The organism is Salinicola lusitanus (assembly GCF_003206045.1).
Taxonomy (GTDB): Bacteria; Pseudomonadota; Gammaproteobacteria; order Pseudomonadales; family Halomonadaceae; genus Salinicola; species Salinicola lusitanus.
In genome coordinates, this window is record NZ_PZJM01000003.1 from 306,647 (window position 1) to 332,213 (window position 25,567).

The window sequence follows — 25,567 nt, forward strand, 5'->3', positions numbered from 1 at the left end:
GATACCTGAACTCAGGAGACCGAGATGAACGCTGACAAGTGGCAAACGATCGATGTCGAGAACATCGACAAATCCGCCAGGTCGCTACACGCCTGCTCACTGGATCCCTCCATTCGCTGCCTGGCCGAGTTGCGTGCCTCGCAGATCAACGGTTGCCTCAGTTGCACCCATTTCCGTCGCGAACAGGCCGAAGCCCTGGGCATCTCACCCAGCAAGCTCAAGGCGTTGACGGCCTGGGCTGAATCCGACGAGTTCGACGAGCGGGAGAAAGCGGCGCTGGCGTGGTGTGAGTCCTTCACCCATTTCCGCCCTGCCAACCCGACGACTCGCAAGCTGGCACTGAACGCGTTTTCCCCTCGGGAGCTGGCGGACCTGACCATGGCGATCGAGATGACCAGCGCTTTGAGCCGCGCCTCGCGCCGCGCCGCGGTCTAGTGGGTCCCGAGACACCTGGCTTCATCTCGGCTCGCTCTCTTCATCGATGAGAGCGGCTTTTTTTCGCCTTGCGGTTGGCTGGCGGCGCTTGTCCACAGCTCGTCTCTCGGACCATCGAAGACGCTTGGCAGCTTGCGAGCCGAGTCATCGATGGAAAGACACCCTGCGTTCAAATCGTAGGCACGACGTGATCCTGCAGACAGCCGTCAACGCCACCCTCGCTGGCCAACGCCGGCATATCGAGCATATGTACCCAGCCACGAGCCAGCCTGAGCAGCCCTTCCTGACGAAACGCCGTCAACGTACGACTGACATGCACCGGGGACAGCCCCAGCGCATCTGAGAGATGCTGCTGGGATAGCGGCAAACGAAAGTGCTCTCGTGCGCTTTCATCGTTGCGCCGCAGCCGGCAGCCTATCTCGAGCAACAGATACGCCACCCGCTGGCGAGCACTCCGGCGGGAAAGATGGACCAACCTCTGGCTCAGCACCGCCTGCTGATATGAGCAGACCGCAAAGCATGCCGAAGTGAGGCGAGTGGATTCACGAAACAGCTTGAGAAGCTGCCGGTTGGCTACCGATAGAATCTCGCCATCTTCGAGCATGACCACGCTGGAGAGTCGTTGCTTGAACGGGAATTCATGTAGCCCGATGACGTCGCCGGGCAGGTATATCTCCAGAATATGACGGGTGCCACCCTTCAGATGGCGAAACGAGTAAGCCCATCCATCCTGCAAGGTACAGAAATCTCGCGCATTGTCGCCTTCGTGCCAGAGCACTTGTCCCTTGACGACGCGCGTGGAGGAGCCTTCCAGAGCATCGAGCTGGCGCCGATCATTTTCCGAGAGTTTCCCATAGTGACTAAAATGTCGGGCAATACAGCCTTCCTGCTGACCCATGCCTTCGCCTTCTTGAATTTTTCAAGCATGACAGCATGTTAGACGGGCAAGTTACATAACATCGGTTAGATAGCCGAGGTAAAACGCGCGCAAGAAAGCCTCTCGACGAACCGCTCCCGTCGACAACGAAGCGCCTGCCGCGAGTCACCCTCGACTCGACACGGCTACCCCGTGAGTCGCTGACCCCGAGATACCGAAATCCGGCTTGAACGCCTGGGAAGAAATATTAGAATTTTATTAACTAAAAGCATGCGCGAGGGGCGGGATGTTCAGGCGCTATATCGTAAAGATCAAGCAGGCCGGCACGCTACATCAGCACTTCATAGTCACCGACACCCATCACGGCAACCAGACCGTCGGCGTGCACCACCATGAGGCCAAGGCAACAGAACACATGGAGTTCCTCAACAGCCTGGAAACCAGCGGCCCCGGTATCTGGAACCTTCTCGAGCCAGAAGCGGAGTCGAGCTAGCGGCCGATCCGGGACCTGCCCCCCGGGAACCACGGTCATCCAGCCCGGTTCAGGGCGCCGATCAGGTAGAGGTCGTGCAGGTAGCTGTCGAGCCGGGAAATACCATGGGTCATGACGATCACGAGGTAAATAAGCAGCATCAGTATCCAATCACTGTTCGCCCAGGCCAACGAATCGAGGGATACGCGATAAACGACGGTATAGAGACTCAGCCCGCCCAGGAACATGACCACAAGGCAGTTGACCAGCACCAGGCTCAGCAATAAAGGACGACTATCCTTGCGCGGAAGATCGGTCTTCCACGCCAGGAGATGGCGTACGCGGGGCTGGCCGTTGAAGAGAATACGCCGGCGACGGCGAAGCAACGCGCCCAAGTATCGAGACGCGTTGGGAAGCTTCGCCGCGGAGAGGATGAGATGCGGGTTGAGGTGCGCACCGAAAAAACGGCTCGCAGTATCCAGCAATCGTTGGGATTCGCCAGTGGCCGCATATCGCTCGGCCTGTCGGGAGAGCTGACCAAGCGGCGTTTCACGGCTCGCTTGACGTTCATCGTCTTCAAAGTTCTGAGCGTAATAAATGTCGTAGACCTGATAGACGGAAATGGCAACGCCCAGGAAAATCAGAAAGAACGTCAATACGCTCAGCATGCTCTTCACTCCATGTTTCTCGATCTCGCATCATAGCAACCTCGTGATCAGCCAGGCTACGCAGATGGAGTGCGTCATTTAGCCACCGGCTAAAGTCGTAGCAAGCGAGGAACCGCGATCGCTTAGAATCCAACGTCATTTACAGGGCCGAGGAACGATGCCCAGACAATCAATGGCTTGCGGGTATTCACAGGGCCAGTATTCACAGGGCCGGTATTAATAGAACCTGCACTCACAGGATGGAAAAGCCCACCACGCCATAGCGCACGCATACAGGAGCAGAAGCCGCCCAGGGTCATACAGGGCAACAACTGGCCCACGCTCCGTCTTCGCTCCGACCTGTCGACATGCCCCGGCAATGGAATGACGCTCTACCTTCGACCAGCCTCCGCCTCGGCACCGCCCGATTGACACGCTCTCGGTTACCCCATACTTTCATCAGCGGGATGCCATAAAAAATAGCGAACCAGATAACTGGCGCAGGCGATCGTCTGCCGGACAGTTACCCATTCAGCGACCATGAACCTCAGAGGGGCTCCAGCCGCATCCCGCTTCAGATCTTGAAGCCGCCCGACCCGCGATGCCAACGACGCTCACGCTTCCATCCGGCATTCGCGGGTTTTTTACGCCCTCACCCCCCTCCGACGGAAGCAGCGATTGCAGACACTTTGTAACCAAAAGTCCCTCGGAGCGTGTTTTTGTGTCCCGCGAACTCAAAAAATAACGTTTGACTGCATTTCTTGCTTACTCATTCTGACGCAAAACAGCGACAATGGCTGCACACACTGCAAAAGCGAGAATGCAAGACACACTCGCAACGGCAACGGAGTTCATGGTCGCCATCAAAGCGATCTTTCCTGGCCCATGGGCTCACATTTTCCGTGATGCCTTTTGGGTCATTTTTTAGCCACCACTCTTTCCCTCCTTATTGCACGGCAAATCCAACCGCACCATCTACTCATGGCAATAATATCGGTAGATACAATGAGCCGCGTGGTCGACATCGCTCTCCTGACCACTGAATACCTCCAGTCGATGAAATGTCATGGATCGGCGATCTCCTACCCGATTTCCGGAGCAAGCGTCGTCTTCGAGCATCAACCGAATAGCGTCTTCTACTATACATCTGGAAACATCACTCGGCGCTGATACACACCAGGATTTTCAGGTCCGGTCGCTTCCCTGTGACCGCTTCGACCCGATATGGCAAACCTTCATCACTGACGGATTTTCATGGCCCGGTTTCTCTTGTTGCAAAGTCATATGTGAGTCGGCAGATGCATTCATCTAAACCAATTTATTGAACAAAGGTTATTTTCCTTTTCCCAAAAGCAGGACTACTATCCACTGGTGCATCGGTATTCTGTCCTTCGGCACGTTCTTTCGAATCAAGATCCGCCAAGGCCACCAGTAGGCTTGCACCGACATATAGCGACCATGAACGACACTATGTCGATAATGACGTCCTGACTCGATCAGTAGACGCATCACCCGCCCGCACCGGCGTAAGGCTCACCAAGCCTTATGTCCAGTGCGGGTTTTTGTAATCCTGACACTACATATTTACAAACTTTTTTCGCGACACGTCGAATGAAATCGATTCCACTTATTTACGCGACTAAAGTATTGCCAAAAATTGCGTTAATTCTAATTTATAGAGTTTTTTTATTTGCCTAGGCGACGCAAAACGGCGACAATCCTGACACTAGGCCGAAGTTAACTTTATTAGGAGACTCTGCCTTCACCGCGTTCATGGTCGCCTTCCACAGGAAGCGATCTTTTCCGGCCCGCAAGTCAGTCATCTCCCCTGGTGACGCTTATCGGGCCTTTTTTTTCCCTCATTCACTCCTGAGTGCGCACATCTCGGAGGCCATAAAGGCGCGGGAATTCAGTTACCCAAGGGACAGCGAGCTCACGTCATACGCCACACCTTTGTGCCAGCCATTTCATGATGAATGGCGGTTGCGTGTTACGCTGTAAAAGATCCAGGGACACCAGGCATTTACGACGACAATGCGCTAGGCCCACCTGTTCGACCAGGGGCTGGACGACATCGGCGCACGGTTGCCGAGCTTTGGCGCGGCGTTCTGCGACCAAACTGCGACCAAGCATTGAAACGAAGGTAAAACGAGGAAGGAGGGGGTAACGCCAAGGTACTGATTTTGCGGATGGTGCCGGCGGTCGGACTCGAACCGACACACTGTTTCCAGCGGCGGATTTTGAATCCGCTGCGTCTACCAATTCCGCCACGCCGGCAGCGGAGACGCATTATACGGACGCCCGGCCTGGCGTCAATCATCACGCTGACTTAATCGGCCGCGTGCTTTATGATGGCGCCCTTTCAGATGCCACTCGTCCATCCAGACTCTACCGATACGCGACCTACGCCATGCAGCGCGCCGATTTCCATTTTGATCTGCCCGACGAGTTGATCGCTCGTTACCCTTCCGAACAGCGCACCGACTGTCGGCTGCTATGCGTCGACGGTGACTCCGGCGCGCTGGAGCACGCTAGATTCCCCGACCTATTGGCTCGGCTCGAGCCCGGCGACGTGGTGGTGTTCAACGACACCCGGGTGATCCCGGCACGGTTGTTCGGCCAGAAAGCTAGTGGCGGCAAGGTGGAGATGCTGCTGGAGCGACCGCTGGATACCCATCGCGGACTGGCGCATCTGCGCGCCAGCAAGTCGCCGAAGCCGGGCACCGAGCTGATCTTCGAGGGCGGCATTCACGCCGTGGTGGAAGGCCGGCAGGACGCTCTGTTCGAGCTGCGCTTCCTCGGCGAGACGCCGCTGATCGCGCTACTCGAACAGCACGGCCATATGCCGCTGCCGCCCTATATCACCCGCGAGGACGAACTCGCCGACCGCGAGCGCTACCAGACCGTCTACGCCCGCCACGAGGGAGCAGTCGCCGCGCCCACCGCCGGCCTGCACTTCGACGAGGCGATGATGGAGGCGCTGCGTGCCAAGGGGGTCGAGATCGCCTTCGTCACCCTGCATGTGGGCGCCGGCACCTTTCAGCCGGTACGCGTCGACGACATCCGCGAGCACCATATGCACAGCGAATGGCTGGAGGTCGACGAGCAGGTCTGCGCCAGCGTCAATCGCGCCCATGCCATGGGCAACAAGGTCGTCGCCATCGGCACCACCAGCGTGCGCTGCCTGGAGAGCGCCAGTCAGGAAGATGGACGCCTGGCTCCCTACCGCGGCGAGACCGATATCTTCATCTATCCCGGCTATCGCTGGCGCTGCGTGGATGCCCTGGTCACCAACTTCCACCTGCCGGAGTCGACGCTGCTGATGCTGGTCTCCTCCTTCGCCGGTTACGACGCGGTCATGCACGCCTATCAGGAAGCCGTCGCCGGGCAGTACCGCTTCTTCAGCTATGGCGATGCGATGTACCTGACCCGTCGACCCGACTGATCAGGACACGCTTTGCACGTACCCCGGTCACGAGCATTGCGCGCGGCTTCAGGCGCGTCGGAGTCGGAACAGACAAATGCTCTGCGCGGCGTCGGATGCGTTGGAACAGACAAATGCTTTGCGCGCGGCTTCGGGCGCGTTGGAATAGACAAATGCTTTGCGCGCGGCTTCGGGCGCGTTGAAAAGAAGAGAGACACCATGCGAGACGAGTCCTTCATGAAATTCGAGCGGCTGGCGCAGGAAGGTCGCGCCCGCCGGGGTCGTTTGACCTTCCCACGCGGCACGGTGGAGACCCCAGCCTTCATGCCGGTGGGCACCTACGGCACGGTCAAGGGGATGACGCCCAAGGATGTCGAAGCGATCGGCGCCGAGATCATTCTCGGCAATACCTTCCACCTCTGGCTGCGTCCCGGCACCGAAGTGATCGAAGGTCATGGTGACCTGCACGACTTTTCGCAATGGCACAAACCTATCCTGACCGACTCCGGGGGCTTTCAGGTTTTCTCGCTCGGCGCCATGCGCAAGATCACCGAGCAGGGCGTGCACTTCCGCTCGCCGGTGGACGGCGCCAAGGTGTTCATGGGCCCGGAGGAGTCGATGGCGGTCCAGCGTTCGCTGGGCTCCGACATCGTGATGATCTTCGACGAGTGCACCCCCTACCCCGCTACCGAGCAGGAGGCACAGAAGTCGATGGAGCTCTCGCTGCGCTGGGCCAAGCGCTCGCGCGAGGCCCATGGCGACTCACCGTCAGCGCTGTTCGGCATCGTCCAGGGCGGCATGTACCCCGATCTGCGCAAGCGCTCGCTCGAGGGTCTGCTGGAGATCGGCTTCGACGGGCTGGCGATCGGCGGCCTGTCGGTGGGCGAACCCAAGGAAGAGATGATCGGCGTGCTGGATTACCTGCCGACCTGGATGCCGGAGGACAAGCCCCGCTACCTGATGGGCGTGGGCAAGCCCGAGGATCTGGTCGAAGGCGTGCGCCGCGGGATCGACATGTTCGACTGCGTGATGCCGACCCGCAACGCCCGCAACGGGCATCTCTTCACTGCCGACGGAACCGTCAAGATTCGTAACGCCAGCCATCGCCACGACACCAATCCGCTGGAAGCGGATTGTGACTGCTATACCTGCCAGCACTTCTCGCGCGGCTATCTCCATCACCTCGATCGCTGCGGGGAAATGCTCGGATCGATGCTCAATACGATTCATAATCTGCGCTACTACCAGCGCCTGATGGCGGGTTTGCGCGGGGCTATCGAAGCGGGTACATTGGCCGACTTCGTAGCACAATTCTACCGGCGACGCGGACTGCCCGAGCCGCCCAGGGTCGATTGACGCGATCCAGACCGGCACATCGATGATCTGCCGTTCGTCAGTCTCACCCGAGTAACCGTTTCATTACACGACCTTTTCCTCACACAACCTTCGGAGAAACATCCATGCTGGACTTTTTCATCCCTGCGGCTCACGCCCAGGATGCGGGCGGCCCTGCCGGCGGTGGTATTGCCCAGATCATCATGCTGGTCGGCTTCGTGTTGATCTTCTACTTCCTGCTGTGGCGTCCGCAGTCCAAGCGCGCGAAGGAGCACAAGAAGCTGGTCAACAACCTGTCCAAGGGTGACGAGATCGTGATCGGTGGCGGGCTGCTCGGCCGCATCACCAACGTGACCGACGACTTCATCAGCATGGAGATCGCCGAGGGCACGGTCGTCAGCGTTCAGAAGAGCGCGGTAGCCTCCGTTCTTCCCAAAGGCACGTTGAAGTCGCTGTAACTCTCCTGGCTGCCGGCTCTCCCGTCGGCAGCCGTCTCTTCCCGCGACACTCTTCGCACGACGGTCATCGCCTCGATCGTCATTGATTGAAAGGACAGGGCTTCCATGCTCAATCGTTACCCCCTGTGGAAGTATCTGCTGATACTCATCGTCTGTGTGGTTGGCGTCATCTACGCGTTACCCAATCTTTACCCACAGGATCCCGCCGTCCAGATCAGTACCACCAACGGTTCTCTGGACAGTCAGCAGCTCGACCGTGTTACCCAGGCGCTGTCCGACGACGATATCCAGGTCAAGTCGGCAGCGATGACTGGCAATAACACCGCCCTGATTCGGCTGAGTAACGCCGAACAGCAGCTTCCCGCCCGTGACGTGGTCGACAACCTACTCGACAACGATTACACCGTGGCGCTCAACCTGGCAGACTCCACGCCATCCTGGCTGACCAGCCTTTCGGCGACGCCGATGAAGCTCGGTCTCGACCTTCGCGGCGGGGTGCATTTCCTGCTCGAGGTCGACATGGAGGCGGCCGTCAAGCAGCGCCTGGAAGCCACGGCCAGCGCGATTCGCGCCGATCTCCGCGATCAGCGCATCCGTTACCGCTCCACCGACGTCGACGACAACGCCCTGCATCTGGAATTCGCCAATGCCGAAGATCGTGACGCCGCGCGCGCCCAGATCAGCCAGACATTCAATGAATTCCAGTTCGAGAACCGTGACGAGGGGCGCCGCGCCTTCCTCGACATGACGCTGACCGAGCAGGCGATCAAGGACATTCAGGATTACGCGGTCCAGCAGAACCTGACCACGATCCGTAATCGTGTCAACGAACTCGGCGTCTCCGAGCCGCTGGTGCAGCGCCAGGGTCCGAGCCGTATCGTGGTCGAACTGCCGGGCGTGCAGGACACCGCCGAGGCCAAGCGTATCGTGGGGGCCACGGCGAACCTGGAGTTCCGGCTCGAGGCCCGTCCGGACGCCCCGGATTCCGAGACGGAGACCTTCCCGTTCCGCAATGATCCGCAGCGCACCGCCACCCTGTCGCGCGACGTGATCATCACCGGCGACCGCGTCTCCAGCGCCAGCCAGGGCTTCGACCAGAACGGCCGCCCGCAGGTCAACATCAACCTGGATGGTACCGGCGGCTCGCTGATGAACCAGGCCACCCGCACCAACATCGGCCGCAACATGGCAGTGCTGTACATCGACCACAGCACGGAGACTCGCACGGTCACCCGGGGTGGAAAGCAGGTCGAGGAGCGTATCCCGACGACCAGCCGCAGCATCATCAGCCTGGCAACCGTGCAGAGCGCGCTGAGCAACCGCTTCCGCATCACCGGCCTCGACTCCCCCACCGAGGCCAGCGAGTTGGCGCTGCTGCTGCGCTCGGGCTCCCTCGCCGCACCGATCTACTTCGTGCAGGAGCGCACCATCGGCCCCAGCCTGGGCGCGCAGAACATCCAGCGCGGCATCTTCTCGGTGATCGTCGGTGGGCTGCTCGTCATCGCCTTCATGCTGATTCGCTACAAGGCGTTCGGCGTCATTGCCAATGCCGCGCTGGCGGTCAACCTGGTGCTGCTGATCGCGGCCATGTCGCTGCTCGGCGCGACCCTGACGCTGCCCGGCATCGCCGGTATCGTGCTGACGCTGGGCATGGCGGTGGATGCCAACGTCCTGATCTATGAACGCATACGCGAGGAGCTCAGGCGCAAGACGCCGGCACAGCAGGCGATTCATGCAGGCTACGGTCGCGCCTTCACCTCGATCGTCGACGCCAACCTCACCACCCTGCTGGTGGCGGTGGTGCTGTTCTCGATCGGCACCGGCCCGATCAAGGGCTTCGCCGTCACGCTGTCGCTCGGGATTCTCACGTCGATGTTCACCGGCATCCTGGTGTCGCGTGCCCTCGTCAATCTCTCCATCGGCGGCAAGCCGGTGAAGAAACTCTGGATCTAGGAGACGCGAGCAATGCGCCAACTCGATTTCATGGGCAAACGCCGCATCGCTTTCATCGTCTCGATCGTGCTGACGATCGTATCGATAGCGGCCCTCGCCATCCTGCATCTCAACCTCGGCCTCGATTTCACCGGCGGCACCGTGGTCGAGCTCCACTACGCCGTGGCGCCGTCACTGGATGATATCCGCACCCTGCTGGCCAACAGCGGATTCGAGAACTTCCAGGTCCAGACCTTCGGTGCGACCGACGAGATTCTGGTTCGGTTGCAGCAGACGTTCGATAACGACGTCGGCAATCAGGTCGTCTCCGCACTGAGCAGTGGCGGTGCCCAGATCGATCTGGTTCGCGCCGAGTTCGTCGGCGCCCAGGTCGGCGATCAGCTGCGTGACCAGAGCGGTCTGGGCATGCTGATCGCGCTGGCTGGCGTTGCGGTCTACGTCGCCTTCCGCTTCCAGTACAAGTTCGCCCTCTGCGCGATCATCTCGCTGGGGCATGACGTGCTGATCGTGCTGGGACTGTTCGCGCTGTTCCAGTGGGAGTTCGATCTCACCGTGCTGGCCGGGATCATGGCGGTCATCGGCTATTCGCTCAACGACACCATCATCGTCTACGACCGAATTCGCGAGAACATCCGGCTGTCGCGCAGCGACGATCTGGCCCAGATCTTCAACGAGGCGATCAACCAGACCCTGTCACGGACCTTGGCGACCTCGGGAACCACCTTGCTGGTGCTGTTCGCGCTGTTCTTCCTCGGCGGCGACATGATTCACAACTTCTCGATCTCGCTGATCCTGGGGATCGTCGCCGGTACTTTCTCCTCGATCTATGTGGCGGCAGCGCTGCTGATCGTGTTCAAGCTGGAGCGCCAGGATCTGATCCCGGTGAAGAAGGAGAACGTCGAGGGCGAAGAGGAGCTGCCCTGAGCCCCGCCAAGACACATGCTGGATCCAAGGCCTCTCCCCGGAGAGGCCTTTTACATTGTCGTTCTACGTTGCCGCCTCCCCAGGCCCAGAATTCTCGTCACCCCGTACCGTCCTCATCCTTGGCCGTAGCCGCGTTCGAGACTCGACGCCATCGCGCCGAGCTGGGGTATGATGAGTCGCCTTCCACGCTTGCCATCAGGGAGATCCATGGCTCCTATCTTTGCCGATTCCAGCGTCGCCCGCTGGCTGCTGGTGCTGGTGATGATCGCCGGCGTCTACTTCTTCATCGATTTCCTGATTCCGGTGCTCGCCGCGCTGATCATCTGTGTCGCCAGCTGGCCGCTCTACCGCTGGCTGCTGGCGCGCTGCGGCCAGCGTCGCACCCTGGCCGCTAGCATCGCCCTGGTGCTGATCATCCTGTGTCTGGTGATTCCCATCGTGATGGCTTGCACCTACGCCTTCCAGGAGCTCAAGGGCTGGATCGGCTGGCTGCTGGCCGCCAATCAGCACGGCATTCCTGCGCCGGGCTGGGCCGCCGAACTGCCGGGGATCGGCAGTTGGGTCCACGAACAGTGGCAGACCTATCTGGCCGAACCGCATGCGCTGGAGTCCTATCTCCAACTGGTGGGTGGCGAGCACATCGGCAATATCTCGCGCTGGGTGCTGGCGCTCGGCAGCAACGCGGTGCATCTCGCGCTCACCCTGCTGTTCATGCTGATCACGCTGTTCTTTCTCTACCGCGATGGGGTGGGCATGGCGCGCCAGCTGGATATCGTCGGCGAGCGCATCCTGCCGGCGCGCTGGCAGCGCTTCTCGCGGGTGGTGCCGGCGACCATCAGTTCGACCGTGGTCGGCATGGGCCTGATCGCCCTCGGCGAAGGGTTGGTGCTGGGCACCGCCTACTGGATCGCCGGGGTACAGTCGCCGGTGGTGCTCGGGGTGATCACCGCCTTCATGGCGCTGGTCCCCGGCGGTGCCCCGCTCACCTTCACGCTGGTCTCGCTCTATCTGATCGCCACCGGCCACCTGCCCAACGGCATCGGGCTGTTCCTGTGGGGGGCAATCGAGCTGTTCGTGGTCGACAAGACGCTGCGTCCGCGGCTGGTCGGCGGCCCGATCAAGCTGCCCTTCCTGCCCACCTTCTTCGGCCTAGTGGGCGGGGTGAAGACCATGGGACTGGTAGGGCTGTTCGTGGGCCCGGTGCTGATGGCCCTGCTGGTCGCCAGCTGGCGCGAGTGGCTGCACGACGACGAGGCCCCGGACGCCCCCAGCGAGGCGGAGCGCTGGGGCTACGGCAATCCGCGGCTGATCGCCCGCTATACCGGCCAGCACCCTGACCGCTAGGCATCCTGATCGCTACGCGCCCTTATCGATGAGAGCGATGGGCGCTCAACTGTCTCCCCGCTCACGCCCCAGGGTGATGGCGTAGCGCTTCAGCTTGCGCACCACGCTGGGCTGGCTGATGCCCAGGCGCTCGGCCAGCGCGTAGGTCGAGCCATGGGTGTGGGCGAGCTGGGCCAGGATGCGCTGCTCGTAAGCCGCCAGCGCGGCCTTCAGCCCTTCGCCCTCGCCCAGTAGCGCGCCGCTCGCCGGCTCCGTCGGATGCTGCGACGGCGGCGCCCCGGCACTGCCCGGCTCGGCGCCCGCCGGGCCGCCGATCACACTGCCCTCCGCCGCCAGCCAGGCGCGCTCCAGCCAGTTCTCCAGCTCACGCACGTTGCCCGGCCACTCGGCGCTCATCAGCTCGGCCCAGGCCCGCGGGTGGAGCATCTTGTCATCGCCGTAGCGGCGGTTGAGCCGTTCCAGCTGGCGCTCCGCCAGCCCACGGATCTCTTCGCGGCGCTCGCGCAGCGGCGGCAGGGTCACCGGGATCACGTTGAGCCGGTAGTAGAGATCGAGCCGGAAGGCGCCCTCCTCCACCTGTCGCGCCAGATCGCGGTTGGTCGCCACCACCAGGCGGAAGTCGACCCGCCGCGAACGGGTGTCGCCGAGCCGGGTGAGCGAGCCATCCTGGATCACCTTGAGCAGCTTGGACTGCATGGTCAGCGGCAGCTCACCGATCTCGTCGAGGAACAGGGTGCCGTCGTGCGCCTGCTCCAGCAGCCCCGCTTTGCCCTGTCGCGCCGCGCCGCTGAAGGCGCCGGGCTGGTAGCCGAACATCTCCGACTCGAACAGCGACTCGGGGATCGCCGCACAGTTGACGTCGACGAAGGCGCCATCGCGGCGACGGCTCCAGCGGTGCAACTGGCGCGCGAAGGCGGTCTTGCCCACCCCCGACTCCCCCAGCATCAGCACCGTGGCATCGGTCGGCGCGCTGCGCTTGAGCAGTTGGGTGATCTCGCGCATCAGGCGGCTCTTGACCACCAGCTCGCCGGCCTCGACGGGGATCTCCGCCGGCGCCTCGTGGTGGCGCTTGAGATGCTCGGTGAAGCGCTGCTGGAGCAGCGCGTACTCGTCCTGCAGCAGACGCAGATCGGTGAGATCCCGCGAACGGCTGATCACTCGCACCAGGCGCCCGTCGACATAGACCGGATGCGCCTCGGCGATCACCTGACGGCCGGTGCCGGTGCGCTGCATCAGCTGCGCCGGCTGGCCGGTGCGGATCACTTCGAGCGAGACCGAGGGCGAGAGCACGCCGCTGGCCTGCAGCGCCTGCACGGTGGTCGCGCACAGCGCCTCCCGCGGCATGCCATAGACCGTCGCGGCGCCGGGGCTGACATCGAGGATGCGCCCCGCCGCATCGACCACGAACAGATGGTCCTGGGCGGTCTGGACCATGGCCCCCAGGGTGGCACGGTCCGCCTGGGCCTCAATCATCGTCGTCTCCGATTCGGTTTTGCATCATTGATACGTTAATGAATCGGAAGCGACAAGCAATCGATACAATAACGCATCAACGTGCGTCACCAAGTTCGTAGAATCAATGGGTTACGGTTGGCACGCTTTATGCGTGGTGATTATCGATCCCTCGACAATCACAACCCAGGAGATGGTATGCCCCACCAGCCTACGGATCGCGCCCCGCTCAACCAGCCACTGGGCGGTAACGAGATGCCCCGCTTCGGCGGCCCGGCAACCATGATGCGGCTGCCGACCCAGCACAGCGCTGCCGGACTCGACGCCTGCTTCGTCGGTATCCCGCTGGACATCGGCACCTCCAATCGTCCCGGCACCCGCTTCGGGCCGCGCCAGATTCGCGACGAGTCGCGCATGCTGCGGCCATTCAACATGGCGACGCGCGCCGCGCCCTTCGAGAGCCTGCAGGTGGCGGACATCGGCGATGTGCCGATCAATACCTTCGATCTCAAGAAGAGCGTCGGCATCATCGAGCGCTTCTACCACGAGCTGCTCGGCCACGACGTCATCCCGCTGACCCTGGGCGGCGATCACACCATCGCCCTGCCGATCCTGCGTGCCATGGCCAAGAAGCACGGTCCGGTGGGGCTGATCCATGTCGATGCCCACGCCGACGTCAACGATCAGATGTTCGGCGAGCAGATCGCCCACGGCACCCCCTTCCGGCGTGCGGTGGAAGAGGGGCTGCTGGATACCCAGCGCGTGGCCCAGATCGGCCTGCGCGGTACCGGCTACGCCGCCGACGAGTTCGACTGGGGCCGCGAGCAGGGCTTCCAGGTAGTCCCTGCGGAAGCGTGCTGGCACCAGAGCCTGACACCGCTGATGGCAGAGATTCGCGAAAAGGTGGGCGGCGGCCCGGTCTATCTGAGCTTCGACATCGACAGCCTCGACCCCGCCTACGCCCCGGGCACCGGCACCGTCGAGATCGGCGGGCTGACCATCCCCCAGGCGCTGGAGATCATCCGCGGCTGCCACGGCTTAGATATCGTCGGCTGCGACCTGGTCGAGGTCTCGCCGCCCTACGATGCCCACGGCCAGACCGCGGTGGTCGCCGCCAATCTGCTGTTCGAGATGCTCTGCGTGCTGCCCGGCGTGAAGCGCCGCTGACGCCGACCGGCGCCCGGTCGCCGGCGACAGTTCACGACGACCGTTTGCAGCAAACTTGCACAACCACCTTCAACAACAACTATCGCCGCCGGCACGGCGGCAAGGTAAAACATCATGATGCTGGATCTTCTCGTCGTCGCGTTCTACGCGGCGGGCATGCTGCTTCTCGGCTGCTGGGGCATGAAACGCGCCCGCAGCAGCGACGACTATCTGGTGGCGGGCCGCCGCCTGGGCCCAGGGCTCTATCTGGGCACGCTCTCCGCGGTGGTGCTCGGCGGCGCCTCCACCGTGGGCACGGTTAAACTGGGCTACGTCTACGGCCTCTCCGGGCTGTGGCTGTGCGGCGCCCTGGGCCTGGGGCTGATCGTGCTCAGCCTGGTCCTGGCCAAGCCGCTGGCCAAGCTCAAGCTCTACACCATCACCCAGCTGCTCGAGCGCCGCTACACGCCGGCGGCCAAAAGCGTCAGCTCGACGGTGATGCTCGCCTATGACCTGATGATCGCGGTTACGTCGACCATTGCCATCGGCACCCTGGTGACGGTGCTGTTCGCGCTGCCCTCCTGGGTCGGCGTGGTGATCGGCGGCACCATCGTGGTGATCTACTCCACACTCGGCGGCATGTGGTCGCTGACGCTCACCGACATCGTCCAGTTCGTGATCATGACCGTGGGGATGATCGGCCTGATGCTGCCGCTGACGGTGCACTACGCCGGCGGCTGGGACACGCTGGTCGCCAGCGCCGCACCGGGGCACTTCTCGCTCACCGGGATCGGCTGGTCCACCATCGTCACCTACTTAGTCATCTATTTCCTGGGCATCCTGATCGGCCAGGACATCTGGCAGCGGGTGTTCACCGCACGCTCGACCCGGGTGGCCCGCTTCGCCGGTACCGCCGCAGGGGTCTACTGCCTGATCTACGGTGCCATCGGCGCGTTGGTGGGCGTGGCCGCCAGCGTGCTCCTGCCCGATCTCGCCGATCCCAACAATGCCTTTGCCGCGGTCGCCCAGCTGGCGCTGCCGGATGGACTGCGCGGGCTGATCGTGGCCGCCGCGATGGCCGCGATGATGTCCACCGCCAGCGCCGGCATGCTGGCCGCTTCGACCCTGATGACCCGCGACCTGCTGCCGGCGCTGCGTGGTGGCCGGCAGAGCGAGCGGGTCTCGAGCTACCGCCTGTGGACGCTGCTCATGGGGCTGGTCACCATCGTCATCGCGCTGCTGGTGGATGACGTGATCGGCGCCCTGACCATCGCCTACAACCTGCTGGTCGGCGGCATGCTGGTGCCGATCCTGGGCGCGCTCTACTGGCGCCGGGCCTCCAACAGCGGCGCCATCGCGGCGATGGCGGCCGGCTCGCTGGGGGTGATCGTGTTCATGCTCAAGGATGGCCTGCTGGCCAACTCGCCGATCTACGCCGGACTGGCCGCGAGCCTGGCGAGCTTCATCGTGGTCAGCCTGCTGCGCCCGGATCGCAGCCGCCCCGTGGCCGCAGAGACCCAGCCGGAGCAGAGCGCATGAGCGTGGCACACTGGCTGGTGCGGGCGCTGGAAGCGCTCGGCATCGATACCGTCTTCGGCATTCCGGGCGTCCACACCATCGAACTCTATCGTGGGCTCGAGGGCAGCCGGCTGCGCCACGTCACCCCGCGTCACGAGCAGGGCGCGGGCTTCATGGCCGATGGCTATGCCCGCGCCAGCGGGCGCCCGGCGGCCTGCTTCATCATCACTGGCCCGGGGATGACCAACATCGCCACGGCGATGGGCCAGGCACTCGCCGACAGCGTGCCCATGCTGGTGATCTCCAGCGTCAACCGCCGCGCCGAGCTGGGCATGGGCGAAGGCCGGCTTCACGAGCTGCCATCGCAGCAGCAGACCCTGAGCGGGGTCAGCCTGTTCAGCCATACCCTGCTCGACCCGGCCAATCTGCCGCGGGTGCTGACGCGGGCCTGGACGCTGCTGCACACCGGGCGGCCGGGGCCGGTGCACATCGAGATCCCGCGCGACCTGCTCGATGCCCCGCTCGACGCCGAGCTGCCGCTGCCCGGGCGCTGCCACCCACCCCAGGCCGCGACGGCGGCACTCGACCAGGCGGCGGCGTGGCTCGGCGCCGCCCGGCGCCCGCTGCTGCTGCTGGGCGGCGGTGCGATCGCCGACCCGGCGGCGGCGCGGGCCCTGGCCGAGCGCCTGGATGCCCCCACCCTGACCACCATCAATGCCCGCGGCGTAATGGGGCGAGGGCACCCGCTCGATCTCGGCGCCAACGCCACTTGGCCCGAGGTGCGCGCGCTGGTGGCCGAGGCCGACGTGGTGCTGGCGATCGGCACCGAGCTGGGCGAAACCGACTACGACGTCACCTTCGATGGCGGCTTCACGCTCCCCGAACGGCTGATCCGCATCGACATCGATCCGCGCCAGCTGTGCGGCAACCACCTGCCGGCGCTGGGCATCGTGGCCGAGGCCGGCGCGGCGATGCGCGACCTGCTGCCACGGCTGGCGCCGGGAGCGCATGAAGCGGCCGCCCGCGTGGCTGAGCTGAAGGCAGCGCTGGCGCTGGCCACCCGGCCGGATTTCGCCCCCTTCGTGCCGCTGTTCGATGCCCTGGACCAGCACCGCCGCGACGCCGTGCTGGTCGGTGACTCCACCGCGCCGGTCTACGCCGGCAACCATCTGGCCCAACGCGACGCGACGCGCGGTTGGTTCAATGCCTCCACCGGCTACGGCACGCTCGGCTACGGCCTGCCAGCGGCCATCGGCGCGGCGCTGTCCTGCCCCGAGCGCCCGGTGGTGGCGCTGGTCGGCGATGGCGGCGTGATGTTCACCCTGGCAGAGCTGGCCACGGCAGTGGAGCTGGCGCTGCCGCTCACCCTGGTGCTGTGGCACAACGCCGGCTATGCGGAGATCCGCCAGGCCATGACCCACGCCGGCATTGCCCCGCTCGGCGTCGACCCCGCGGCACCGGCGTTCCTGCCGCTGGCGCATGCCTTCGGCTGTGCCGCCGAACGCATATTTAGCCCGGCGGCGCTGGCAGAGGCTCTGGCCACACCCTGCACGGCCCCACGGCTGCTCGAGATCGATGCCGCGGCGTGGCAGACGGCCACGTCCCCTGCTTCCCGGGGCAGCGCTGCCACGCCCTGATCGACGCCTGAACCCGCTTCGGAGCCGCTTCCATGCAACGACTGACGCAACAGTTCATCGCCAACCGCTGGCAGCAGAGCGCCGCCACGCGCCGGCTGACGGTGCGCGACCCCTACCAGCAGTGCCCGCTGGCCGAGATCACCGCCGGCGCAGCCACCGACGTCGATGCCGCGGTGAACGCGGCCCGCGACGCCCAGCCGGCCTGGCATGCCCTCGGCGGAGCGCGCCGCGCGGCCTATCTCGAGGCCCTGGCCACCGCCCTGGAGACCCGCCGAGAGACGCTGACCCGGCTCTCGGCACGCAACAACGGCAAGGCCCTGGCCGAGACCCATATCGACCTCGATGACACCGTGGCCTGCTATCGCTACTACGCCGCCCAGGCGCACGCCCTGGAAGCGCGCCAGGGGCGCCCGGTGGAACCCGCCGCGGATATCGATGCCCGCATCTATGAGGAGCCAGCCGGCGTGGTGGGCCTGATCACGCCGTGGAACTTCCCGCTGGTGACCAGCGCCTGGAAGATCGCCCCCGCCCTCGCCGCCGGCTGCTGCGTGGTGTTCAAGCCCTCGGAGGTGGTGCCGCTGCCGGAGCTGGCCCTGGCCGAGATCGCCGAAGAGATCGATCTGCCACCCGGGGTATTCAATCTGCTGCTGGGCGACGGCGAAGGCATCGGCGCTCCGCTGAGCGCCCACCCCGGTATCGACAAGCTCTCGTTCACCGGCAGCAACGCGGTGGGCGAGACCGTGATGCGCGCCGCCGCCAGCGGCAGCCGCGGGGTCTCGCTGGAGCTCGGCGGCAAGTCACCGATCCTGGTGCTCGACGATGCCGATGTCGACAGCGCCGCCGACTGGGTGATGGCAGGGATCTTCTTCAACAGTGGCCAGATCTGCTCGGCCACCTCGCGGCTGCTGGTGCAACATAGCTTGGCCGAGGCGCTCTACGCAGCGCTCGCCCAGCGGATCGATGCCCTGTGCCTGGGCGACCCGCTTGCCGCCGGGACCGACATGGGGCCGATGACCAGCACCCGGCAGCGCGAGCGGGTGGAAGCCTATCTCGCCCTCGCCGTCAGCGAGGGGTTGGTCGCGGTGCGCGATGCCAGCCACCGCCAGCTACCGCCCCAGGGCGAGTTCGTCGCCCCCACCCTGTACCGCGACGTGCCGGTGACCAGTCGTCTGTGGCAGGAGGAGATCTTCGGCCCGGTACTGTGCGCGCGCGGCGTGGCCAGCGACGCCGAGGCGATCGCGCTGGCCAACGCCAGTGACTTCGGTCTCGCCGCTACCGTGATCGGTGGCGACCTCGACCGTGTGCGTGACGTGGCTCGGGCGCTGCGCGCCGGCAGCGTATGGCTCAACGGCGAGCAGCGGGTGCTGCCCCAGGCTGGCTGGGGCGGCTTCGGGCGCAGCGGCATCGGCCGCGAGCTGGGCCCCTGGGGACTCGCCAGCTACGTGGAGATCAAGCACGTGATTGGCCCGGCGTAAGCGTCGGTCGAGACGCCATGCGACCTTTCTCTTACAGCCGCGGCGGCGGCGCTGTGTCATAACGTAAACGCTCGTTCGAGAACCGCGCGTCGCCCTTATTCTACCGCGCGGCCGGCACCCACCCCGACGAGCCATGACAACAGCTCACAAGGGATCGATACCATGCCAATGCCGCGCTCTCGGCAACTGGCGCTGGGGGTGATCGTCGGGGCCAGCGCCCTGCCGCTCCCGGCGCTGGCCGCCTCCAGCTTCCATGACACCTTCGACGACACCGTCTTCTTCGGCGATAGCCTGAGCGACAGCGGCTACTATCGAGGCGCCATCGGCAGCGCGCTCTCGCTGACGCCGAGCCAGCAGGCGTTCATCGGCCGCTTCACCACCAACCCCGGGCCGGTATGGGCCGAGCGGGTCGCCGGCCACTACGCCAGCAACGCCCAGCCCAGCAATGTCGGCGGCAACGACTACGCCGCCGGCGGCGCCCGGGTGACCACGCCCGCGGCGACCCCGTTCGGCGCCGCGCCCGCCCTCGGCGAGCAGGTCGCGACCTACCTCGCCAGCACCGGCGGCGTGGCCGATGGCGATGCCCTCTATGCCGTGTGGGGAGGTGCCAACGATCTGTTCGCGGTGGCCGGGGGTGCCGACGCCCAGAGCACCATCACCACCGCGGTCACCGGCACCGCCGGGATTCTCGCCACGCTGGAAGGGGCCGGTGCGCGCCATGTGCTGCTGTTCAACATTCCCGACTTCGGCCTGACGCCGCGCTTCAATGGCGACCCTGCCACCAGCGCCGGCGCCACCGCGCTGGCGAGCCAGTACAACAGCGCGCTCTATGCGGCGGTCGCCGCCAGCGGCGCCAAAGTGATCCCGGTGGATACCTTCGGCCTGCTGCAGGAGGTGGTCGCCGAGCCCGTCGCCTACGGCTTCACCAATGTCACCGACCGCGCCTGTACCCAGACGCTGCCGCTGTGCACACCCGATACCCTGGTCGCCCCCGGCGCCGACGAAAGCTATGTGTTCGCCGACGACGTCCACCCCACCACCGCCACCCACCGGATCATCGGCGAGTACGTGATCTCGCTGCTCGAAGCCCCGCAGCAGCAGCAGTTGCTGACCCATTCGGCGGTTCTCAGCGGACGCTCGCGGGCCAATCGGGTCGCCGAGCATCTCGATGCGGTGCCACTGGCCAACGGCCTGCGCTGGTGGGGCGATCTGCGCGCCGAGCACCAGCAGCTCGACTCCGGCGATCTGTATGACGCCAGCATGCCGGCGGGACTGTTCGGGGTGGACTGGTATCGGGACGGGCTGGTACTGGGCGGGTTCGTCGGCTACGGCGATCAGGATGCCGACTTCGGCGACGGCCGCGGCGACTTTCAGCGCAAGGACACCACCGTCGGCCTCTTCTCCGGCTGGTACGCCGACAGCGCCTGGGTCAATGCCCAGCTCAGCTACAGCTGGCTCGACTACGACATCGACCGCGAAGTGCAGCTCGGCAGCGCGACCCGCCACCACCGTGGCTCGCCGGAGGGCAGCAACCTGACCGCCGCGCTCAACGCCGGCTACGAGTTCCGCGCCTTCGCGATTCCCGAGGGCGACGTGCGCACCGGGCCGATCGCCGGAGTGACCTGGCAGCGGGTCAAGCTCGACGGCTACGACGAGGAGGGGCAGGCATCGACCTCACTGAGCTATCCCGACCAGGAGATCGATTCGCTGGTGGGCCGGGTCGGCTGGCAGATCCGGCGCCACGGGCCGACGCTCAACCCCTACCTGCAGCTCACCTACAACCACGAGTTCGAAGAGAGCGAAGGGGTCGCGGCGACCCTGCAGAGCCTGCCGCAGCTGGGCGACTATCGCGTGCCCAAGCTCACCTTCGACCGTGACTATGTCGAGGTCAACGTCGGCGCGCGGGCCACGCTCTGGGGCCTCGACACCCAGCTCGGTGCCAGCGTCGATCCCGACAATGCGCGCACCAGCACGCTGTTCGTGAATCTGGGCAAGCGTATCTGAGCGCCGGGGCGCCCTATCCGGCGCCCCTTACCCCCAGCGCGGAACAACTCAGCGCAGAACGACGCAGCCCCCCCCCTTCAGCAGCCCGAACCATCGACACGGAACATAAACACCAGCCATAAACAAAGACACCCCGCCGGCAGAACCGGCGGGGTGTCTCTATTTCAACAGCGCCTGGCGCCCGACGTCTCAGACGCTCGCTTTCAACTGCTGTGCCAGCGCCTTGTAGAGGCGCGGGCCGGCGGCCATCAGGCTACCGCCCACGGTCACGCTGGGCGAGCCGTCGATAGCGCCGGAGAGTGCGCCGGCCTCCTTGAGCAGCAGCGAACCGACCCAGAGATCCTGCTCTTCGAGGCCGAGTACGAAGGCGGCATCGGTACGGCCGGCGGCGAATTCGATCATGTCGAGCAGCGCACAGCCGCTGCCGATCAGCGTATCGATCTGCGGCCCGAGACGCTCGACCACGGTGAGATACTGCGGCAGCCAGCGCGAGCGGTACTCTTCGCTGGGCCAGGAGAGCGCGAGGCGCGCCCCGGGCACCCCGACCGTCTTGGAGACGCGCAGGCGCTTGCCGTTGCCCTGGGCGCCGCGACCACGGCTGATCAGGAACTCATCGTCGCTGAACGGCGCAACGATCACCGCATGCTCGGGGCGACCCTTGACCAGGCACACCATCGAGATCGCGAACTGGCGACTCCCCACACCGAGATTGGACTCGCCGTGGAAGGGCTCGATGTGCCATACGGTGTCGCGCTCCTCCCCCTTGCCTTCACGGTAAGGAGTGAAGCGTCCGGACACGCCGTGTTTGGGGTAACCACGGGTGAGCTGATGCACGATCAGCGTTTCGGCATTACGCGCGGTGTCTTGCAGCAGACCGGAGGTGGCCTGCTCATCGTGGCTGACTTCGAGACGGTCGCGGATGCGAACGAACTGTTCAGCGGCGCTACGTGCGGCACGCAGCGCGAATTGAACCATCGGATGCATGGATCTGGCCTTGGTATCTATCGAGAACGGTATCGAGAGCGGGATCGAAAGCTGTTAAAGAGCGCGGCAGAGTCTAACAGAGCCCGGGCATGCTAGACTACGCGTTTTCCCCTTTTGCGCCCGATGGTCGACGCGCTCATGCTCGCCGGCCCTAGACGCGGTATCCCGCTACTCGACACCCCCAGGCTCGACAGACCCATGTCCGACACCCCCAGGCCCGACAGCGCCATGCTCGACCGTATTCGTATCGTTTTGATCGGCACCAGTCACCCCGGCAATATCGGCGGGGCCGCCCGCGCCATGCGCAACATGGGGCTCGATGACCTGGCGCTGGTGGCACCGCGCTGCGACCCCAAGGATCGCGAGGCCTACTCACGCGCCTCCGGCGCCAACGCCCTGGTCGACGCCGCCCGCGTCCACGACCAGCTCGAGGCGGCGGTCGCCGACTGCACCCTGGTGGTGGGCGCCAGTGCGCGCTCGCGCCATCTACCCTGGCCGATGGTCAGCCCACGGGCCCTGGCGGAGAATCTGCCGCAAGCGCTGGCCCCCGATGGCGCCCGCCTCGCGCTGGTGTTCGGTCGCGAGGATACCGGGCTGACCAACGCCGAGCTGCAGCGCTGCCATCAGCACGTGCACATCCCCACCAACCCCGATTTCAGCTCGTTGAACCTGGCCGCGGCGGTGCAGGTGCTGGCCTATGAGTGCCGTCAGGCGTGGCTCACCGCCAGCGACTCGGCCGCGGATGACGATGCCGCCCAGCCGTTCGGCGTGGCCTGGGACAACCCGCCGGCCAGCCACGCCGACATGGAGCGCTTCTTCGCCCATCTCGAACGCACCCTGACCACGCTGGCGTTCCACGACCCGGACAACCCGCGCCAGCTCATGGCACGCCTGCGCCGGCTGTTCCTGCGCGCCCATCTCGACAGCATGGAGATGAACATCCTGCGCGGCATCCTCGGCACCATGGACAAGCGCCTGCGCGACACCGCCCCATCCCCGCGCCGCGACGGCGAGTGAGCGTGCCGACGGGCTCGCCTCGCAGGGTGCCGGGGCGGCACGGCGCCGCGGGGAATGGTTGACCGTTCTACTCGGGTTTTCCATAATGCCGGCATCCTTGCAGCGACCGCCGACTCCTCCGATGCGTCTGACCACCAAAGGCCGCTACGCCGTCACCGCCATGCTCGATCTGGCGCTCAACGCCGATCAGGGACCGGTATGCCTGGCCGATATCTCCAAGCGCCAGGACATCTCGCTCTCCTATCTGGAGCAGCTTTTCGCCCGTCTGCGCCGGGCGCAGCTGGTGACCAGCGTGCGCGGTCCGGGTGGCGGCTACCTGCTGGGTCGTGCTCCGGCGGAGATTTCCGTGGCGGGTGTGATCGATGCGGTCAACGAGTCGGTGGACGCCACTCGCTGCCAGGGCCAGGCGGATTGCCATCAGGGCAGCAAGTGCATCACGCATCATCTGTGGTGCGACCTGTCGGACGAAATCCAGCGTTTCCTGAGCGATATCAGCCTGCAGGAGCTGGTACGCCGGGAACAGGCTCGCAGCGCCACTCGCCCCGAACCCGAGGTGAGCGCTTTCGCCGACGACGTCGCCACGATTGCCGTGTCGTCGCGCTAGTCAGGTCATCCAGCGACTACACTTCGGCGTAACGTATCCGACTCCATTTCGACCGATAGCCAGAGATCCTCCGTGCCATGAGCGCTCCGATTTATCTCGATTACGCCGCCACCACCCCTACCGATCCGAGGGTGGCCGAGCAGATGATGCGTCATCTGACGCTGGACGGGGTCTTCGCCAACCCGGCGTCGCGCAGCCACATGCCCGGATGGCTGGCCGAACAGGCGGTGGAGAATGCCCGCCGCCAGGTCGCCGACCTGATCGCCGCGGACCCGCGGGAGATCGTCTGGACCTCCGGTGCCACCGAGGCGGACAATCTGGCGCTGACCGGTTTCATGCGGGCCAACCGCGGCCGCGGTCGCCACATGGTGACCTCGATCATCGAACACAAGGCGATCGTGGATACTGCGCTCGCGCTGGAAGCGGAAGGCTTCGAGGTCACCTGGCTGACCCCGGGAGCGGATGGCCGGGTCACGCCCGCGCAGCTGCGCGAGGCGATGCGCGACGACACCGTGCTGGTCTCGCTGATGGCGGTCAACAACGAACTGGGCAGCGTCAACGATCTCACCGGCCTGGCGGCCGTTGCCCACGAGTTCGGTGCGCGCTTTCACGTCGATGCCGCCCAGGCCACCGGGCGACTGTCGCTGGATGTGGGCGCGATGGGGATCGACCTGATGTCGCTATCGGCACACAAGGTATACGGCCCCAAGGGCATCGGCGCCCTCTACGTGCGCCGCGACCCGGATCTGCGCATCGAGGCGCTGATCCACGGCGGCGGTCACGAGCGTGGCATGCGCTCCGGCACCCTGCCTACGCATCAGATCGTGGGCATGGGCGAGGCCTTCGCGCTGGCACGCGACGAGGGCGATGCCGACGGCGAGCACGCCCGTGCACTGCGTCGGCGGTTCCTCGATGGGCTGGCCGACTGTGGCGGCATCCACAACCACTCGCCGCTGGATCGCTCCGTCCCCAACATCGTCAATCTCGCCTTCGACGGGGTCGACGGTGAATCGCTGCTGATGGCGCTGCGCGGACTCGCGGTCTCCACCGGGTCGGCCTGCAACTCGGCCAGCGTGGAGCCCTCCTACGTGCTCAAGGGGATCGGCGTGCCCCACGTCCAGGCGCTCGCCTCGATCCGCTTCAGCTTTGGCCGGTTCACCACCATCGACGAGATCGATGCGGCCGTGGCCGACATACGCCGTGCCCTGAGCGGGCTGCGTCAACCGTCGCAATCCGCCGCCCTGAATCATCGCTAGGGGAGTGGCGTCTGCGCCACTCCCGTTTGGCAAGGAGAGATAGCATGCAGAACATCACCATCAGTGAATCCGCCGCCACCCAGATCCGTCACGTCCTCGAGGAGCGTGGCAGCGGCCTGGGGCTGCGGGTGGCAGTCAAGCCGAGCGGCTGCTCCGGCTACAGTTACGTGCTCGACATCGCCGACGACCTGCGTGACGGAGATGTCGCGTTCGAGGAGCGCGGCGTCAAGGTGCTGGTGGACAAGGACGCGCTGGCGATCCTCGACGGCACCGAAGTCGACTACGTCAGTGAAGGACTCAACCGCTTCTTCCGCTTCAACAATCCCAATGTGACCGACGAATGCGGCTGTGGCGAAAGCTTCAACGTCTGACCTCCCCCGCCCCCCCTCTCGCCGTGGCCCCGGCGCGGTGACGGCCGGGATGCGTAGCCCGCGGGCTTGCGCTACAATGGCGCGATTTTTCGGCTGGCGCGCGGTACCCGCAGGCATCCGCCACCCCGGCCAGCGACGATTTCGGACGGCGCGCCATCTAACGACACGATCGGTTGGAGGCGCGTCGTCTCGCATCTTCACCCCTTTTTTCGTTCGCGATGATCGCGATCGATT

At 64.8% G+C, this 25,567-nt stretch carries 21 protein-coding genes and 1 tRNA gene; 17 read left to right on the top strand and 5 right to left on the bottom strand.

Annotated features, from left to right (window positions below):
- The first annotated feature begins 24 nt into the window (after nt 1-24).
- The gene (locus DOM45_RS05145) at nt 25-435 is read left to right on the top strand and encodes a carboxymuconolactone decarboxylase family protein (RefSeq protein WP_110598453.1); all 411 of its coding nucleotides are present in this window, start codon (nt 25-27) and stop codon (nt 433-435) included.
- 169 nt (nt 436-604) lie between these two features.
- Here the strand turns inward: DOM45_RS05145 and DOM45_RS05150 are convergent, their stop codons facing one another.
- The gene (locus DOM45_RS05150; protein WP_110598454.1) at nt 605-1,333 is read right to left on the bottom strand and encodes a Crp/Fnr family transcriptional regulator; all 729 of its coding nucleotides are present in this window, start codon (nt 1,331-1,333) and stop codon (nt 605-607) included.
- Between the two features lie 265 nt (nt 1,334-1,598).
- On the opposite strand from DOM45_RS05150, the gene DOM45_RS05155 reads away from it, so the two are divergent.
- The gene (locus DOM45_RS05155; RefSeq protein ID WP_110598455.1) at nt 1,599-1,805 is read left to right on the top strand and encodes a hypothetical protein; all 207 of its coding nucleotides are present in this window, start codon (nt 1,599-1,601) and stop codon (nt 1,803-1,805) included.
- 35 nt (nt 1,806-1,840) lie between these two features.
- Here the strand turns inward: DOM45_RS05155 and DOM45_RS05160 are convergent, their stop codons facing one another.
- Both DOM45_RS05160 and DOM45_RS05170 read right to left on the bottom strand, forming a co-directional pair.
- On the bottom strand, nt 1,841-2,452 hold the full coding sequence (locus tag DOM45_RS05160; RefSeq protein ID WP_110598456.1) for a hypothetical protein: 612 nt from the start codon (nt 2,450-2,452) through the stop codon (nt 1,841-1,843).
- 2,169 nt (nt 2,453-4,621) lie between these two features.
- A tRNA-Leu gene (locus DOM45_RS05170) sits at nt 4,622-4,708 on the bottom strand.
- A gap of 133 nt (nt 4,709-4,841) precedes the next feature.
- Here DOM45_RS05170 and queA point away from each other — a divergent pair.
- The 6 genes from queA to DOM45_RS05200 all read left to right on the top strand — a co-directional run bounded on the left by queA (nt 4,842) and on the right by DOM45_RS05200 (nt 11,869).
- Nucleotides 4,842-5,876 carry a tRNA preQ1(34) S-adenosylmethionine ribosyltransferase-isomerase QueA gene (gene queA / locus DOM45_RS05175; RefSeq protein WP_110598457.1) on the top strand — a complete coding sequence of 345 codons (1,035 nt, stop codon included), beginning with the start codon at nt 4,842-4,844 and terminating at the stop codon, nt 5,874-5,876.
- A 216-nt stretch (nt 5,877-6,092) separates the two neighbouring features.
- Nucleotides 6,093-7,211 carry a tRNA guanosine(34) transglycosylase Tgt gene (tgt, locus tag DOM45_RS05180; RefSeq protein WP_110598972.1) on the top strand — a complete coding sequence of 373 codons (1,119 nt, stop codon included), beginning with the start codon at nt 6,093-6,095 and terminating at the stop codon, nt 7,209-7,211.
- 104 nt (nt 7,212-7,315) lie between these two features.
- Nucleotides 7,316-7,648, top strand: a complete 333-nt coding sequence (yajC, locus tag DOM45_RS05185) for a preprotein translocase subunit YajC (protein ID WP_110598458.1) — start codon at nt 7,316-7,318, stop codon at nt 7,646-7,648.
- 105 nt (nt 7,649-7,753) lie between these two features.
- Complete coding sequence (gene secD, locus DOM45_RS05190) at nt 7,754-9,601, top strand: protein translocase subunit SecD (RefSeq protein ID WP_110598459.1); 1,848 nt, start codon at nt 7,754-7,756, stop codon at nt 9,599-9,601.
- Nucleotides 9,602-9,613: 12 nt separating this feature from the next.
- Entirely contained in the window at nt 9,614-10,525 is a 912-nt protein-coding gene (secF, locus tag DOM45_RS05195) for a protein translocase subunit SecF (protein WP_110598460.1), read from the top strand.
- Nucleotides 10,526-10,732: 207 nt separating this feature from the next.
- Nucleotides 10,733-11,869 (top strand): AI-2E family transporter, encoded by a 1,137-nt coding sequence (locus tag DOM45_RS05200; RefSeq protein WP_110598461.1) that lies wholly within the window; start codon nt 10,733-10,735, stop codon nt 11,867-11,869.
- 45 nt (nt 11,870-11,914) lie between these two features.
- On the opposite strand, the gene DOM45_RS05205 is transcribed toward DOM45_RS05200, so the two are convergent.
- Nucleotides 11,915-13,342 carry a sigma-54 interaction domain-containing protein gene (locus tag DOM45_RS05205; protein WP_110598462.1) on the bottom strand — a complete coding sequence of 476 codons (1,428 nt, stop codon included), beginning with the start codon at nt 13,340-13,342 and terminating at the stop codon, nt 11,915-11,917.
- Nucleotides 13,343-13,519: 177 nt separating this feature from the next.
- Between DOM45_RS05205 and speB the strand changes: the two genes are divergently transcribed.
- The 5 genes from speB (at nt 13,520) to DOM45_RS05230 (ending at nt 21,101) form a co-directional block, all read left to right on the top strand.
- Nucleotides 13,520-14,488 carry an agmatinase gene (gene speB / locus DOM45_RS05210; RefSeq protein WP_110598463.1) on the top strand — a complete coding sequence of 323 codons (969 nt, stop codon included), beginning with the start codon at nt 13,520-13,522 and terminating at the stop codon, nt 14,486-14,488.
- Nucleotides 14,489-14,602: 114 nt separating this feature from the next.
- The gene (locus DOM45_RS05215; RefSeq protein WP_110598464.1) at nt 14,603-16,006 is read left to right on the top strand and encodes a sodium:solute symporter family protein; all 1,404 of its coding nucleotides are present in this window, start codon (nt 14,603-14,605) and stop codon (nt 16,004-16,006) included.
- Nucleotides 16,003-17,622, top strand: coding sequence for a 5-guanidino-2-oxopentanoate decarboxylase (locus DOM45_RS05220; protein WP_110598465.1), 1,620 nt, complete (start codon nt 16,003-16,005; stop codon nt 17,620-17,622). The genes DOM45_RS05215 and DOM45_RS05220 overlap by 4 nt, the downstream gene beginning before the upstream one ends.
- Before the next feature lie 32 nt (nt 17,623-17,654).
- Nucleotides 17,655-19,097: an aldehyde dehydrogenase family protein gene (locus tag DOM45_RS05225; protein WP_110598466.1), complete on the top strand. Its 1,443-nt coding sequence runs from the start codon at nt 17,655-17,657 to the stop codon at nt 19,095-19,097.
- A 162-nt stretch (nt 19,098-19,259) separates the two neighbouring features.
- Nucleotides 19,260-21,101, top strand: a complete 1,842-nt coding sequence (locus DOM45_RS05230; protein WP_205909395.1) for an autotransporter domain-containing protein — start codon at nt 19,260-19,262, stop codon at nt 21,099-21,101.
- Between the two features lie 189 nt (nt 21,102-21,290).
- Here the strand turns inward: DOM45_RS05230 and DOM45_RS05235 are convergent, their stop codons facing one another.
- Nucleotides 21,291-22,085, bottom strand: a complete 795-nt coding sequence (locus tag DOM45_RS05235) for an inositol monophosphatase family protein (protein WP_110598468.1) — start codon at nt 22,083-22,085, stop codon at nt 21,291-21,293.
- 228 nt (nt 22,086-22,313) lie between these two features.
- Here DOM45_RS05235 and DOM45_RS05240 point away from each other — a divergent pair, with 228 nt between their 5' ends.
- The 4 genes from DOM45_RS05240 (at nt 22,314) to DOM45_RS05255 (ending at nt 25,333) form a co-directional block, all read left to right on the top strand.
- Nucleotides 22,314-23,102 (top strand): RNA methyltransferase, encoded by a 789-nt coding sequence (locus DOM45_RS05240; protein WP_110598974.1) that lies wholly within the window; start codon nt 22,314-22,316, stop codon nt 23,100-23,102.
- Nucleotides 23,103-23,223: 121 nt separating this feature from the next.
- Nucleotides 23,224-23,706 carry a Fe-S cluster assembly transcriptional regulator IscR gene (iscR, locus tag DOM45_RS05245; RefSeq protein ID WP_110598469.1) on the top strand — a complete coding sequence of 161 codons (483 nt, stop codon included), beginning with the start codon at nt 23,224-23,226 and terminating at the stop codon, nt 23,704-23,706.
- Nucleotides 23,707-23,783: 77 nt separating this feature from the next.
- Nucleotides 23,784-24,962, top strand: coding sequence for an aminotransferase class V-fold PLP-dependent enzyme (locus DOM45_RS05250; protein ID WP_110598470.1), 1,179 nt, complete (start codon nt 23,784-23,786; stop codon nt 24,960-24,962).
- Nucleotides 24,963-25,006: 44 nt separating this feature from the next.
- On the top strand, nt 25,007-25,333 hold the full coding sequence (locus DOM45_RS05255; RefSeq protein WP_110598471.1) for a HesB/IscA family protein: 327 nt from the start codon (nt 25,007-25,009) through the stop codon (nt 25,331-25,333).
- Nucleotides 25,334-25,567: the final 234 nt, after the last annotated feature.

Excerpts from the sequence above, each read along its gene's own strand:
- DOM45_RS05145 (WP_110598453.1), top strand. The coding sequence starts at position 25 with ATGAACGCTGACAAGTGGCAAACGATCGATGTCGAGAACATCGACAAA.
- DOM45_RS05150 (WP_110598454.1), bottom strand. The coding sequence starts at position 1,333 with ATGGGTCAGCAGGAAGGCTGTATTGCCCGACATTTTAGTCACTATGGG.
- DOM45_RS05155 (WP_110598455.1), top strand. The coding sequence starts at position 1,599 with ATGTTCAGGCGCTATATCGTAAAGATCAAGCAGGCCGGCACGCTACAT.
- DOM45_RS05160 (WP_110598456.1), bottom strand. The coding sequence starts at position 2,452 with ATGCTGAGCGTATTGACGTTCTTTCTGATTTTCCTGGGCGTTGCCATT.
- queA (WP_110598457.1), top strand. The coding sequence starts at position 4,842 with ATGCAGCGCGCCGATTTCCATTTTGATCTGCCCGACGAGTTGATCGCT.
- tgt (WP_110598972.1), top strand. The coding sequence starts at position 6,093 with ATGAAATTCGAGCGGCTGGCGCAGGAAGGTCGCGCCCGCCGGGGTCGT.
- yajC (WP_110598458.1), top strand. The coding sequence starts at position 7,316 with ATGCTGGACTTTTTCATCCCTGCGGCTCACGCCCAGGATGCGGGCGGC.
- secD (WP_110598459.1), top strand. The coding sequence starts at position 7,754 with ATGCTCAATCGTTACCCCCTGTGGAAGTATCTGCTGATACTCATCGTC.
- secF (WP_110598460.1), top strand. The coding sequence starts at position 9,614 with ATGCGCCAACTCGATTTCATGGGCAAACGCCGCATCGCTTTCATCGTC.
- DOM45_RS05200 (WP_110598461.1), top strand. The coding sequence starts at position 10,733 with ATGGCTCCTATCTTTGCCGATTCCAGCGTCGCCCGCTGGCTGCTGGTG.
- DOM45_RS05205 (WP_110598462.1), bottom strand. The coding sequence starts at position 13,342 with ATGATTGAGGCCCAGGCGGACCGTGCCACCCTGGGGGCCATGGTCCAG.
- speB (WP_110598463.1), top strand. The coding sequence starts at position 13,520 with ATGCCCCACCAGCCTACGGATCGCGCCCCGCTCAACCAGCCACTGGGC.
- DOM45_RS05215 (WP_110598464.1), top strand. The coding sequence starts at position 14,603 with ATGATGCTGGATCTTCTCGTCGTCGCGTTCTACGCGGCGGGCATGCTG.
- DOM45_RS05220 (WP_110598465.1), top strand. The coding sequence starts at position 16,003 with ATGAGCGTGGCACACTGGCTGGTGCGGGCGCTGGAAGCGCTCGGCATC.
- DOM45_RS05225 (WP_110598466.1), top strand. The coding sequence starts at position 17,655 with ATGCAACGACTGACGCAACAGTTCATCGCCAACCGCTGGCAGCAGAGC.
- DOM45_RS05230 (WP_205909395.1), top strand. The coding sequence starts at position 19,260 with ATGCCAATGCCGCGCTCTCGGCAACTGGCGCTGGGGGTGATCGTCGGG.
- DOM45_RS05235 (WP_110598468.1), bottom strand. The coding sequence starts at position 22,085 with ATGCATCCGATGGTTCAATTCGCGCTGCGTGCCGCACGTAGCGCCGCT.
- DOM45_RS05240 (WP_110598974.1), top strand. The coding sequence starts at position 22,314 with ATGCTCGACCGTATTCGTATCGTTTTGATCGGCACCAGTCACCCCGGC.
- iscR (WP_110598469.1), top strand. The coding sequence starts at position 23,224 with ATGCGTCTGACCACCAAAGGCCGCTACGCCGTCACCGCCATGCTCGAT.
- DOM45_RS05250 (WP_110598470.1), top strand. The coding sequence starts at position 23,784 with ATGAGCGCTCCGATTTATCTCGATTACGCCGCCACCACCCCTACCGAT.
- DOM45_RS05255 (WP_110598471.1), top strand. The coding sequence starts at position 25,007 with ATGCAGAACATCACCATCAGTGAATCCGCCGCCACCCAGATCCGTCAC.